Source organism: Moorena sp. SIO4A5, assembly GCF_010672005.1.
GTDB lineage: Bacteria > Cyanobacteriota > Cyanobacteriia > Cyanobacteriales > Coleofasciculaceae > Moorena.
Genome location: NZ_JAAHHZ010000156.1, coordinates 1 through 12,933, shown reverse-complemented (window position 1 = coordinate 12,933; position 12,933 = coordinate 1). Strand labels below are relative to the sequence as shown.

The window sequence follows — 12,933 nt, the reverse complement described above, 5'->3', positions numbered from 1 at the left end:
ATACCAGCTAAATGTCTTGACAGCTAGAGAGGAAGCCGATAAGGTTAAATACATACCCGGGTACAACGATATAAAAAATATATGCAAGACAAGCAAAAAGTTACTCTTTATCTTCCACCAGGATTGCACCGCCGGCTCAAAATTAAAGCGGCTGTTGATTCTGAATCAATGTCAGCTATGGTTGAGAGGGCGATTATATTCTACATAGAACATCAAGATGTGGTTGAAGAGGTAGACCAATATGGACAAACCCATAAAGTATACCCCTGTCCTGAGTGTTCTAGTGACTTGGTTCTCTCAGAGGGAAAATTAGTTGCTCTGAAAAACCAACCTGGTGTGATATCGGAAGAACTCCCAGTAGAAAAGGTAACAGCAAAAGTATGCTCCAGTACCGATTCTCACGGAGAAGAGGAATTGGTTCCTTGTTAAGGTAGCCAAAGTTAAGGTAGACAAATTAATCTACTCGCAGAGCACACTTAGTTAGCTCAGTGGTTCAGTTGAAGATGTTTGGGCAGTTGTAAGCCGTCTCTAATATTAGGTAGAGTTATGCAAGAAGAGATAAACGTTCTCATTCAAGCTCAATATCCTCTAATCTACCTCGTGACTCCCGAGGAGGAGCGGGCAGAGAGGGCAATAGCAATGATTGCTCAAAGGAAGTCTCAACAGCAACGAGTCTTCGTTTGGACCGTCACTCACGGGATTGTTGAGTATGGTCAATCACGCCACACCACTCAGCACAATACGGTCTCTCCTGAGGCAGCAGTTCAGTGGGTAATTCAACAAAAAGAGCCTGGTATATACATCTTTAAGGACTTACATCCCTTTATAGATGCACCAGCAACTACCCGATGGTTGCGGGATGCGATGGCAAGCTTTAGGGAGGAAGCAAAGAAGTCTCTTAAAAAGTCTATCATCGTAATGTCCCCGGTGCAGCAGATTCCTATTGAGTTGGAAAAGGAAGTGGTTGTGCTTGACTTTCCCCTACCAAACCTTAAGGAACTTAACCAAGTCCTATCCCACCAACTGGATCAGAGTAAAACTCGCCGAACGACTACAGAAACTAGGGAAAAGCTGCTCAAAGCAGCATTAGGCTTGACCCGCGATGAAGCAGAGAAGGTTTATCGCAAAGCCTACGTTAAAGCTGGTCGTCTCACCGAAGCTGAAGTCGATATTGTTCTATCCGAGAAGAAGCAGATCATCCGCCGCAACGGGATCCTAGATTATATCGAAGAAGATGAAACCCTCGATTCTATAGGAGGGTTAGAGGAACTGAAGCGTTGGCTGAAGCAGCGCTCTAATGCCTTTACCGAGAGGGCGAGAGAATATGGTTTGCCTCAACCGAAGGGAATGTTGATTCTAGGGGTTCCTGGCTGTGGTAAATCTCTAATTGCCAAAACTACGTCTCGTTTATGGGGTCTGCCACTATTGCGCCTGGATATGGGGCGAGTATACGATGGCTCGATGGTAGGGCGCTCGGAAGCTAACCTACGCAATGCTTTGAAGACGGCAGAATCAATCTCTCCAGCTATTCTCTTCATAGATGAGCTTGATAAGTCGTTTGCTGGTAGCAGCGGTTCTTCTGACTCTGATGGGGGTACTTCAAGTCGGATATTTGGTTCTTTCCTGACCTGGATGCAAGAAAAAACCTCACCAGTCTTTGTGATGGCGACAGCAAACCGAGTGGAGCGCCTACCAGGAGAATTCCTGCGCAAAGGTCGTTTTGATGAGATATTTTTTGTTGATTTACCCAACACCCAAGAACGCCAGCAAATCTTTGAAATTCACCTGAAAAAGCGGCGTGGAGATATTGACCGCTTTGACATTGAACAGTTAGCTAAGGTTTCTGAAGGTTTTTCTGGGGCTGAGATTGAGCAAGCTATGGTGGCAGCCATGTACGAGGCATTTGCTCAAGACCGGGAGTTTACTCAACTGGATATTATTGCCGCGATTAAATCAACTCAGCCTCTATCGCGCACGATGACAGAGCAGGTTGCAGCCCTGAGGGACTGGGCTAGGCAACGCGCGCGACCTGCTGCATCCTCCCTAGCTGAATATCAGCGTATGGAGTTCTAACAGGCTTTCTCCTGCTCCCAACAGGAGTAAAGGCTAGCAAAACATCATTGCTAGCAGTTTGATAAGTAGCCGCTTGTAATTGTTGAGGGCGGCTAGCAATAAAAGTAAAATGCTACGTTGTCGTTTCTCTGATACCTTTTCTGGAGGAAATCCACATGTCTCACTTTAGCACTCTGCGCACTAAAATCTCCGATGCCGAAATCCTGAAGACTTCCCTGTGTGACCTGGGAATCAATGTTAAGACAGAAGCTGATGTTCGCGGCTACAATGGTCAACGAGTTCGCGCTGACTTGGTTGCCGTTCTCGAAGGCGAATATGATCTAGGTTGGTCTCGCAACAGTGATGGCACCTTTGACCTGATTGCTGACCTTTGGGGTGTGGCTAAGAAGCACAACCAAACCGAGTTGATCAACTCCATCAACCAGAAGTATGCCGTTAACAAGACCTTGGCAGAAGTCAAGCAGCGTGGGCTAAACAATGCCAACGTTAAGTTGGTGCTACAAAAGTAGTCCATTTAGGCGTTCCCAAGCTCACGGGTTGACCAATTGTATAGCGGGTTAACCCGTTTTTTTGTGCAAATTTTTGTGCAATTGTATAAATTTCGATTTTAGAAAAGCCGATAAACCATAAAGGCTGAGAACTCCGACGGCTTGATTTAAACTTCCTTGACAAGGGAGTTTTGATCTGGTGCAAACGGTATGATGTTTTCAGTCATAGTAAAATATTCTATACTCAACGTGTCCAGATGCGGCTCGACGCCCATCTCGTAACAATTGTTTATAATCCCCCATGCTTGAGCTGGGGGGAAGTTCAAGCAATTAATATATAGATTATGTCAATGCAGTCTAATCTAGTCTTTTGAGGGGATACCGTTGTGAGTAATGTGATTACAATCGAAGATAAAGATTTTGAAATTGAAGTTTTAAAAGCCCAGCAGCCAGTACTGGTATACTTCTGGGCAACTTGGTGTGGACCATGCCGCTTAGTATCGCCATCAGTGGACTGGGTTGCTAAAAATTATAGCGATCGCTTAAAAGTCATTAAGATGGAAGTAGACCAACATCAAGATGCCGTTGCCAAGTGCAAGGTAGAGGGTGTCCCTGCTCTAAGACTGTTTAAAAATGGTGAGCTGGCCAAATCCCATGAGGGAGCAATTACCAAAGCTCAATTGAAAACTATGCTGGATGAGAATTTAAATTAGGACAGTAAGGGGCAATGGGAGCAATGCCAGCGCAGATGGGAAAGTCTCGTGCATGAGAGCTGATTTGTAAAGGAAATCTTAAGAAGTCTGAAAGCATTGCTATGATTGTCTTTTGGGTATTAAATAGTTCAATTGTTCTATTTTAGCGCAAGCCTTATCCTACAAAGATTACAGCGAGTTTACGAATCAGCTCTGAATAGACAAAAGAAAAAGACTAAGAGTGAACTACCCCCGACACGCTGCGCGTAATCGGGGGCTTCCCAATTCATGGGGGACTGCATCTGAGACAACAGAAGTTTTCCCAGGTTGTCTTACGTCCCCTCCAAGGGCAGTAGAGCTAGTTCCTAACTCCAATATCCGCAAGCCTTGATTTCTAATATTGATAGCAGCATTGATATCTCTATCATGGTGAGTGCCACAAAAAGGACAAGTCCAATTTCTAACAGACAAGTCCATCTCGACCTGTTGATGATCACAAACATGACAAAGCTTCGATGATGGAAACCATCTGTCAATTTCAACGTAGATTTTCCCTGCCCATTCAGCTTTGTAGGTGAGCATTGTTGTGAACATTCCCCAGCCACAATCACTAATGGCTTTAGCCAAATTAGGATTTTTAACCATGCCTTTAACATTGAGATTTTCCACCACAATAACTTGGTTTTCGTTAACTATCTTGCGGGATAGTTTGTGCAGAAAATCCTCTCTACATCTGGCAATAAAACCTTGAACTTTGGCTACCTTTATTCTGGCTTTGTTTCGGTTTTTGCTACCTTTTTGTTTCCTAGATAAACTTTGTTGCTTACGCTTCAAATTCTTGGCGTGTTGAGCAATATGTCTAGGATTATCATACTTCTCACCCTCACTAGTGACCGCAAAATGAGTCAATCCTAAATCAATACCTATAGCAAGGCCAAGGCTGTTAGGTTGTTGAGGTTCAATTCCATCCTCAACTAGAATTGAGGCAAAGTACTTACCATCTGGATTCATGGAGACTGTTACCGATCTCAATTCTCCTTCAATGGGACGATGCTGACGGCAGTAAACTTTACCCACTTTTCCTGGAAGCTTCAGGTAATCTCCCTCAATGTGGAAATGTTGAGGATAAGTCACTGTTTGCCTTCCCTTCTTTGATTTGAATCGAGGGTATTTAGCTCGTTTATCAAAGAAGTTTTTGAACGCGGTTGATAAGTTATTGGCTACAAACTGAAGACATTGAGAATAGCAATCTTTGAGCCATTCGTACTCTTTTTTGAGACCCGGTAACAGTCCCTGTATTGCTGCTCTGGATAAGCTTTTTCCCGTATCTTGATAGGTTTGTTGACACAAAGTAAGAGCATAATTCCAAAACCATCTAGCACAGCCAAAGCTACGAGCTAAAGCGATGTGCTGACTGTTGTCTGGGTATAGTCTGAACTTGTATGCCTTGAGCACTATTACAATTGAGGAATTCTAATATAATTGTACCACAAACCATGCTCGCTATCCATCCCCCACCTGCTACGCGGCGGTGGGGGAATTTCCCGGAGAATTTTTAAAATGCAGTTTGCCCAACGTTTACAACCCCTGCAAGCAAATGTATTTGCCGATATGGATCAGGCCAAAGCGTTGGCAGCTGCTGGGAAAGAAATCATTGACCTATCATTAGGGTCTTCCGATTTACCAGCTCCCAAGCATGTGTGTGCTGCGATTGAAGCCTCGTTGTATGAGCCTAGCACTCACGGTTACTTGCTGTTTCATGGTACTAAAGCTTTTCGTCAGGCAGCTGCTAGCTGGTATACTAAACGATTTGGTATTCCGGTTGACCCAGAAACTGAGGTGCTACAACTGATTGGTTCTCAGGAAGGCACAGCTCATTTACCTTTAGCTGTGCTTAATCCAGGGGATTTTGCTCTGCTACAAGACCCAGGCTATCCTTCCCATGCCGGTGGTGTCCACCTAGCCAGTGGTCAGATTTATCCCATGCCCCTATTGGCAGAAAACAATTTTTTGCCTGTATTTGAGGATATCCCTCAGGCAGTGCTAGCTCAAGCACGGATGATGGTGTTGAGTTATCCCCATAATCCCACTACTGCGATCGCATCCTTGTCTTTTTTTGAGGAAGCAGTGGCGTTTTGTAAGTGCCATAACCTGGTATTAGTTCACGATTTTCCCTACGTTGATATCGTTTTTGAAGATACCAGAGGCAATGGCGAGCAGATCGGGAAAATCCCAGAAACCCTCAATCCCAACTCTGTTGCTCCCTCGGTTTTGCAAGCAGACCCAGAGAAGACTGTATCGATTGAGTTTTTTAGCTTTTCCAAGTCTTACAATATGGGAGGCTTCCGGATTGGCTATGCTATCGGTAATGCTCAATTGATTCGAGCGTTGCGGCAGGTGAAAGCGGCAATTGACTTTAACCAATACAGGGGGATTCTCAATGGTGCGATCGCAGCGTTGAATGGTTCTCAAGACATTGTTAAACCTGTAGTCACCACCTATCAACAGCGGCGGGATACCTTTGTCCATGCTTTAAACCGCATTGGTTGGTCAGTGCCAGTGCCACTAGCCACTATGTATGTCTGGGCAAAATTGCCAGAACCTTGGGCAGGGAACTCAGTAAAATTTTGTACTAGCTTGGTAGAAGCCACTGGGGTGGCTGTTTCTCCAGGAGCTGGTTTTGGCAAGGCTGGTGAAGGCTATGTGCGTTTTGCCTTAGTACAGGAACCAGAGGTTTTAGAAAGGGCAGTGGAGAGAATTTCAGAATTTTTGAAATCTCATTAATAAGCACCATTTTACTCTGTCGAATTAATGTTAAGGATTAGGGCAAGGTGTTAAGAAACCGTAAGAGGCTGGCATGACGGATATAGGCTTTTGCAGCGGTTTGACGGGGTGAGTTAACCTGTATCGTGGTTGGTGTAAACCATCCGCAGCAAGTCGAATCGTTGATCCAACAATCCCCGTCTATGCACGAGCGGGGAGTGTCAATGATTGTTAACCTGTTACAGCAGCTGATTAGTATCCTGATTTACAGGCAGATCGAAAACTACTTCAAACTCTGCTTCTGGCATATACCGATCCAAAAATCGGAGATGGTTATGAGCATCCTGACGATTAAAGAACCTAGCAACTGTGTACCTTTGGCATTTAGGCAGTAGACGCATAAGAGCCCAAGGGCGAGTGTAGTCTTCTGTTAGCGGAATTTGTTGATTAGTCATGCTTACCCCTGATTTGACCTAATAAGATCACTGGATGATTGCTTGATGAAAGGCGATGGACGCGCGTCCATCGCCTAGCTTATGAAAGACCTTTGTTTTCTTAGGTGCGCTTTACGTTGGCGAATTAAATTCGCCACGGGTCGCACCTGTCGAATCTTTAGTCACATTAATCTAAAATGGCTGACTAAAACATAGCCACGTGATCTGGACATTAGGATGATTCTGTGATATTCGCAGACTCCTGATCACAAAAGGGAAAGATGATGAGCTGATTGATTATTTCCGTAGCTGCTGCAAAGCGAGACTGTTTGTTAAACTTTCCTTAAATCCTGACGTAGGGTGGGTTAGGCGGCTAGTACTGTCAAAGCTCACCTGTTAACAGAGCTGCCCGCCCTAACCCACGACTATTCAGCTGTCTTAAGATTTACTTTATAAACAGTCTCTAATTTTAATCAGCCAGCCTATGGATTAAACGTAAGTATTTAGTAAAAAAAAGCCCTTTAACAGTACAATTACGACATTATAACGTAAGACATATTTGCTATAATAATGGTATTTAAAAAGGTCTAACAATTTCCAATTATAAAAGACAAAAACTTACAGAAAAACTGTCAAATCGAATCCTGCCAGTAATTGGAATGATTGACGCTGTAGCTAATTAAATAGTGTACATTATTGGGAATAGTGGACAAAAAATGCCCTAAGTTCCATCAATAAACTTAACCCCTAATTATAACATCCAATGACTACTGCTGCACCAGCTAAAACTCAATACGAAGCAATCATTGGTTTAGAAACCCATTGTCAGCTTAGTACCGAAACCAAGATTTTTTCTAACTCTTCCACAAAATTTGGTGCTACCCCTAATACCAATATTGACCCAATTTGTATGGGGATGCCAGGAGTGTTACCGGTTCTGAATCAAAAGGTACTAGAGTATGCTGTCAAAGCGGGTTTAGCACTCAATTGCCAGATTGCTCCCTACAGCAAATTTGACCGCAAACAGTATTTTTATCCTGACCTACCCAAAAACTACCAGATTTCCCAATACGACTTGCCCATTGCTGAGCATGGCTCACTGGAAATTGAATTGTCCGATGATGAGGGTAATCCTATCCGTAAAACCATTGGCATCACTCGCCTACACATGGAGGAAGATGCCGGGAAACTGGTTCATGCTGGTAGTGACCGACTGGCTGGTTCTACCTACTCCCTAGTAGATTTCAACCGTGCTGGGGTACCTCTGATTGAAATAGTATCAGAACCGGATCTGCGCTCTGGTCAAGAGGCAGCAGAATACGCTCAAGAGCTGCGTCGGATTGTACGCTACATCGGTGTCAGTGATGGCAACATGCAAGAAGGATCCCTGCGTTGTGATGTCAATATATCTGTACGTCCTGTAGGCCAGAAAGAGTTTGGCACCAAAGTTGAAATCAAAAATATGAACTCCTTCAATGCTATCCAGAAGGCGATTGAGTACGAAATTGACCGGCAAATCGCAGCTGTGGAAGCTGGAAAATCGATTATTCAAGAAACTCGCCTTTGGGAAGAGGGTAGTCAACGCACCATTAGTATGCGGACTAAGGAAGGATCTAGCGATTACCGCTATTTTCCTGAACCTGACTTACCACCGATTGAAGTGTCAACGGAACAATTAGAGCAATGGCGCAGTGAGCTAGCAGAACTTCCGGCCCAGAAGCGGCATCGTTATGAAAGTGAACTGGGACTTTCTGCCTATGATGCCCGGGTGTTGACGGATGATCGTCAAGTGGCAGAGTATTTTGAAACAACTGTTGCTGCTAATGCTAATCCCAAACAAGCCGCAAACTGGGTAATGGGAGATATTGCTGCTTATCTTAAGACTGAGAAACTGGCTATTACAGAGATTGCTCTGAAACCCGAGACTCTGGCAGAACTGATCAACTTGATTGATGATGACACCATTAGTGGTAAGATTGCCAAGGAGATATTGCCAGAATTACTCTCTCAAGGTGGTTCTGCTAGGGAACTAGTGGAACGTAAGGGTTTGATTAAGATCTCTGACCCAAATGAACTCTCAACCATTATTGATGAGGTACTGGCTGCCAATCCTAAGGAACTCGAACAGTATCGCAATGGTAAGACCAAGCTGCAAGGTTTCTTTGTGGGACAGGTGATGAAGAAAACTAGCGGACGAGCTGATCCTAAGCTGACTAACCAAATTTTGGGCAAGAAGCTCAAGGGTGATTGAGGCAACGGGCTTGCCAGGTGTTGCTGATCACTAAATCACTAATTACCAACCACAAATAACAAATAACAAAGAAAAGGAGAGTCACTGTCGTGACCCTCCCGATCATCAGGGTGCATCTACATATCAAAATATACACTATTTTGTATGAGGGGTGTAACCCCTTTTTTTGTTTTTTTGTAAAGTTTTGAGATTTTATAGCAATTCTGGAAATTACGGCTACACATCAAGCTACAGATCAATACCCTTGGTGCGTAAGTCCATAAGACTTGATATAATCCCGGATCGGGCATGAATTATGGTTAAATGGAGGAATCATGTCGGACTGGCAAGAGATTAGTGGTGGGATAACAGCTCCCAGGGGCTATCAGGCAGCAGGCATTACCGCAGGTTTAAAACCGTCGGGTCAGCCAGACTTAGCGTTGATATTATCAGAGGTGGATGCGATCGCAGCTGGGGTGTTCACCACCAGTCATGTCCGGGCTGCTTGTGTAGATTATTGCCGTCAATGCTTACAATCTAAAGCTAGTGCTCGTGCTATTTTGTGTAATGCCGGACAAGCCAATGCAGCAACGGGTGAGCAGGGTTGGCAAGATGCTCTAGCTAGTGCTAAAGCTTTGGGTGAAGCACTCAATGTTTCCCCTAAGTCGATTTTGTTGGCATCGACAGGGGTGATTGGTCAACGCATCAAGATGGATGCTCTATTGTCAGGCATTCCCCCATTGGTAGCACAAGCATCCGAAACTGGTTCCGATGCAGCAGCTGAAGCGATTATTACCACGGATTTAGTCACTAAATCCATTGCTATGGAAACCATGATTGATGACCGTCCGGTCAGGATGGGTGGTATTGCTAAGGGCTCTGGTATGATTCATCCCAACATGGCGACTATGCTAGCATTTGTAACGTGTGATGCTGCAGTTTCTACTTCCCTGTGGCAACAGATGTTACAGCGGGCAGCGGATAAAAGTTTTAATCAAATTACCGTAGATGGGGATACCAGCACCAATGACACTCTAATTGCCTTGGCTAATGGTCAGTCCCGAACATCAGCAATTACAGAAATGGGACCAGCCGCTGTGAAGTTGGAGGGGATGCTGACAGCAGTATGTCAGCATTTGGCAAAAGCGATCGCACGGGATGGAGAAGGGGCCACCTGCTTGATTGAAGTCCAAGTCACTGGTGCACCGGATGATAAAGGGGCTCGTCAAATTGCTAAGACCATTGTTGGGTCATCCTTGGTTAAGTCTGCTATCTTTGGACGAGACCCAAACTGGGGCAGAATTGCCGGAGCCGCTGGCCGTGCAGGAGTACCGTTTGAGCAAGAAAACCTGCGGATTCAGTTAGGGGATGTCTTGCTGATGGACAATGGTCAACCCTTAGGGTTTGACCGTCAACAGGCTAGTGATTATCTCAAGCAGGCTGCTGCTGGTGCTTATCTTAAAGAAGATACAGTTTTAATTCAGGTTAATGTGGGCAATGGTCATGGTGTTGGTCAGGCTTGGGGTTGTGATTTGAGTTATGACTATGTCCGGATTAATGCCGAATATACCACTTGATTAGCCTTGTCACCAAAAACGTTTTAAACAATAACAAACCATAACAAATCCTTATAGCAAAGGTAACAGGGAACAGGGAACAGGGAACAGGGAACAAAAATTCTCACAATTCCTACACGTATCCCTATAATAATCAATTAATCAACCTAGTTATGGTTAATTGGTTATTGTTGTTGGTTATGGTTAATTAGTTATTGTTTATTTAAAGACCAATCATAGTTCAGATATTTTATCTTGTAATTCCCCTGTTCAAGATACTCCTGATCCTCTGAACTAAGGTAGTCACTGATAAAGTTTAACACCGCCCGTTGATTGGCGTTACCAGTAAATTTGTCATCGACACCATAGGTTTTTTTCCAATCTTCGCCAAACCACTTAAAGATGGAAGAAAGATATACGGTATCTTTTTGACGATCAATACGAAACCCATGGGGACTAACTATAAATTTCTGTGTCTGGTCATCCAGTTGCTGATCTAGTTTTTCCCCAGTATAAGGTTCGTTTCTTAAGGGAGGACAACTGATAGCGGCGCAAACTAAAGCCATATGAATTCGGGGCTCGTTGAATTGCGTTCGCAGTGTCTTGTGTTCGATATTATCTAAGGTTTTAGATTCTCCAGCAATGTTGAATTCGCGTCCTTTCCAGACTCCTTTAATGTCCCGAATACTCTTTTTGAGAGGGTTTTGGTCAATAATTGATTCTAGAGTAAAGGAGTTGTAAGCATTTATCAAGAAAGCAATCTTTTCCGCTTCATCCCAAGACTGATAGGTGCTAGTATCAACAGCACCTAAGGAGGCATTAAACGTCTCCAGTTGCTCTGGATTTTGCTGCAATTCTTGGTAATTAACTAGCGCTTTATTGTTGACATAGGTTTTTAGGACAGTAGCATAGTCGTCATAATTCAATAGACTCGTGTCAGTAGCTCTATTTACTTCTACTTGAGACTCTTGTGCTGGTGCTTGATTTATCGGTACGGAAAGTGTACAACTTGTCAGAATAATCAGAGTTGGAAGTAGGGTTAGTAATTTCTTGGATGTATTCATAGTGGTTCAGATGATTTAGCCGATAAGATGCTTAACCTAGGCAATTTTGATTAAAGCTAATCAATCTGAGTTTTGGTTGAGAGCAACATTAGGATTGTGGTAATGGCTCCAAAACCAACCCAAAACAAAGGGTAACCATAGCCACCATCGCTCCTGAGGAGTTAGATACCAGCTGTAGTTACCTAAAGCCATGCGATGCTGAAGTACAAAGTAAATAAAAGTAGAGATACTGACTAAACGTACTCCCAGATTTCTAGAAGGAACAGCAAAAGGAATTATCCAAGTGAAGTACCAAGCATGGATAATCGGAGATAGGATTAGTAGGCAAAAAAAGTACCATTCTGTCAATTGTTGAAAATTGCGCGATCGCAAAATTAGCCAACTTACCGTTAAGCCTAGGGGAAAAGCATAAATCCAATTAACCCAGCGAGAAGGTTCCCAATATTCGCTAACAATATAAGGAATCAATTCCGCACTGCGACCATGGGATACAAACACTGAGCCAGTAGGAATCAAAGGACATTCTCCACTAGAGCAAAATTGGAGAGCAGTGATGCCAAAAGGTAAGAAACCGCACAATAGCACTACTATTGCTAGTTTTACCCCTACTTTTCGGAAAGCTTGCCAGGTCAGAAACCCTAAAATTGGCAAAGACATCCACTTCACTGCCATACTAATTCCTACCAGCAAAGCCGACGCAATCCAGTGCCACCAGGTCAGGGAGTGATCCGATGAAGACATCAAGGAGTTAGTAAATGGGGAGTCTTCTGCTACTGTCCCACTGTCCAACGTTTCCTCTATTTCTGTTATTTTTGTCCGCCTTAAACTTTCTGTTTTTTGGTCAAAGACTAACCAAGCTGCAACTAGGGGTAAAATAAACCAACTGTCGTAATGAGCACCACCAGCAAAGGAGTAAATTATCAAAGGATTCCAGGCATAGAAGATTGCCTGTTGATAACCAAATCGACGACTGAGTAACCAACAGATTAATAAGTCAGCTAAGATAAATGCAATTTTGAACAACCAAACCTTAAGGTCAATCAGCGCTAAGAGCCGAAAACCTAATTGCGCTACTGGTGGATAGATAGCAGAAACAGTAGGATGATTGATTAGTGACCACCATTCCGTATGGTAGGGAATCAGTTCAGCAGCATTAGGTGGCAAATGGTATGGACTAAACCCTAACGTTTGAATATACCCTTCCCATAGATAGCGCCATACATCATCTCCAGGATACATTGGTAGCAGTAGCAACCTGCTTAGGATGGTAGTACTCCAAAAATTTAGTCCTGAGTGCTGAGTTTTGAGTTTTCGGAAGTACTTGATACTAAGAGATTTGGTAAATCCTTTGTATACCTCTTGCCAAAGTCTTGTCTTAATACTGTTGTTGTTAATTCTGTTGTTAATTCTTTTTGCTTGTTGGGAAATCCCAAGTTTGCTGTTACCAACTTCCGCAGGATATCTAGTATAGACGCTTAATCCCCAAGACAACAGAAAACCTAAGCTGATTACACTGATACCTAACCAAAATCGAGGCACAGCTCCCACCTCTCGGAAATCCCCATGAGGCACAATCAAGATACAACCTAACAACAGGAGTAGAGAACTAAGCCATATATATAGCGTTTTCATT

General features: G+C 43.7%; 11 protein-coding genes. 7 read left to right on the top strand and 4 right to left on the bottom strand.

Annotated elements, in window-relative coordinates; genetic code table 11:
* Positions 1-81: 81 nt before the first annotated feature.
* The 4 genes from F6K57_RS29745 to F6K57_RS29730 all read left to right on the top strand — a co-directional run bounded on the left by F6K57_RS29745 (position 82) and on the right by F6K57_RS29730 (position 3,274).
* Positions 82-429 carry a hypothetical protein gene (locus F6K57_RS29745; protein WP_075902649.1) on the top strand — a complete coding sequence of 116 codons (348 nt, stop codon included), beginning with the start codon at positions 82-84 and terminating at the stop codon, positions 427-429.
* 117 nt (positions 430-546) lie between these two features.
* Positions 547-2,073 (top strand): AAA family ATPase, encoded by a 1,527-nt coding sequence (locus F6K57_RS29740; RefSeq protein WP_293021007.1) that lies wholly within the window; start codon positions 547-549, stop codon positions 2,071-2,073.
* A 155-nt stretch (positions 2,074-2,228) separates the two neighbouring features.
* Positions 2,229-2,582: a DUF1257 domain-containing protein gene (locus F6K57_RS29735; protein ID WP_075902645.1), complete on the top strand. Its 354-nt coding sequence runs from the start codon at positions 2,229-2,231 to the stop codon at positions 2,580-2,582.
* A gap of 365 nt (positions 2,583-2,947) precedes the next feature.
* On the top strand, positions 2,948-3,274 hold the full coding sequence (locus F6K57_RS29730; protein ID WP_070394815.1) for a thioredoxin domain-containing protein: 327 nt from the start codon (positions 2,948-2,950) through the stop codon (positions 3,272-3,274).
* Positions 3,275-3,499: 225 nt separating this feature from the next.
* Here F6K57_RS29730 and tnpB read toward each other — a convergent pair whose 3' ends face one another.
* The gene (tnpB, locus tag F6K57_RS29725) at positions 3,500-4,708 is read right to left on the bottom strand and encodes an IS200/IS605 family element RNA-guided endonuclease TnpB (RefSeq protein ID WP_293021012.1); all 1,209 of its coding nucleotides are present in this window, start codon (positions 4,706-4,708) and stop codon (positions 3,500-3,502) included.
* A gap of 105 nt (positions 4,709-4,813) precedes the next feature.
* On the opposite strand from tnpB, the gene F6K57_RS29720 reads away from it, so the two are divergent.
* Positions 4,814-6,037 (top strand): LL-diaminopimelate aminotransferase, encoded by a 1,224-nt coding sequence (locus tag F6K57_RS29720; RefSeq protein WP_293021014.1) that lies wholly within the window; start codon positions 4,814-4,816, stop codon positions 6,035-6,037.
* Between the two features lie 218 nt (positions 6,038-6,255).
* Here the strand turns inward: F6K57_RS29720 and F6K57_RS29715 are convergent, their stop codons facing one another.
* Positions 6,256-6,471, bottom strand: a complete 216-nt coding sequence (locus F6K57_RS29715; RefSeq protein ID WP_293021015.1) for a hypothetical protein — start codon at positions 6,469-6,471, stop codon at positions 6,256-6,258.
* Positions 6,472-7,213: 742 nt separating this feature from the next.
* On the opposite strand from F6K57_RS29715, the gene gatB reads away from it, so the two are divergent.
* Positions 7,214-8,701 carry an Asp-tRNA(Asn)/Glu-tRNA(Gln) amidotransferase subunit GatB gene (gene gatB / locus F6K57_RS29710; protein WP_293021016.1) on the top strand — a complete coding sequence of 496 codons (1,488 nt, stop codon included), beginning with the start codon at positions 7,214-7,216 and terminating at the stop codon, positions 8,699-8,701.
* 314 nt (positions 8,702-9,015) lie between these two features.
* Positions 9,016-10,257 (top strand): bifunctional ornithine acetyltransferase/N-acetylglutamate synthase, encoded by a 1,242-nt coding sequence (gene argJ, locus F6K57_RS29705; protein ID WP_293071834.1) that lies wholly within the window; start codon positions 9,016-9,018, stop codon positions 10,255-10,257.
* A 191-nt stretch (positions 10,258-10,448) separates the two neighbouring features.
* Here argJ and F6K57_RS29700 read toward each other — a convergent pair whose 3' ends face one another.
* Positions 10,449-11,300, bottom strand: coding sequence for a DUF547 domain-containing protein (locus F6K57_RS29700; RefSeq protein ID WP_293071833.1), 852 nt, complete (start codon positions 11,298-11,300; stop codon positions 10,449-10,451).
* Positions 11,301-11,360: 60 nt separating this feature from the next.
* The coding region (locus F6K57_RS29695; protein WP_293071832.1) for a glycosyl transferase family 2 at positions 11,361-12,933 on the bottom strand (1,573 nt) is incomplete at its 5' end.

Excerpts from the sequence above, each read along its gene's own strand:
- F6K57_RS29715 (WP_293021015.1), bottom strand. The coding sequence starts at position 6,471 with ATGACTAATCAACAAATTCCGCTAACAGAAGACTACACTCGCCCTTGG.
- F6K57_RS29740 (WP_293021007.1), top strand. The coding sequence starts at position 547 with ATGCAAGAAGAGATAAACGTTCTCATTCAAGCTCAATATCCTCTAATC.
- F6K57_RS29720 (WP_293021014.1), top strand. The coding sequence starts at position 4,814 with ATGCAGTTTGCCCAACGTTTACAACCCCTGCAAGCAAATGTATTTGCC.
- F6K57_RS29700 (WP_293071833.1), bottom strand. The coding sequence starts at position 11,300 with ATGAATACATCCAAGAAATTACTAACCCTACTTCCAACTCTGATTATT.
- gatB (WP_293021016.1), top strand. The coding sequence starts at position 7,214 with ATGACTACTGCTGCACCAGCTAAAACTCAATACGAAGCAATCATTGGT.
- F6K57_RS29745 (WP_075902649.1), top strand. The coding sequence starts at position 82 with ATGCAAGACAAGCAAAAAGTTACTCTTTATCTTCCACCAGGATTGCAC.
- argJ (WP_293071834.1), top strand. The coding sequence starts at position 9,016 with ATGTCGGACTGGCAAGAGATTAGTGGTGGGATAACAGCTCCCAGGGGC.
- F6K57_RS29735 (WP_075902645.1), top strand. The coding sequence starts at position 2,229 with ATGTCTCACTTTAGCACTCTGCGCACTAAAATCTCCGATGCCGAAATC.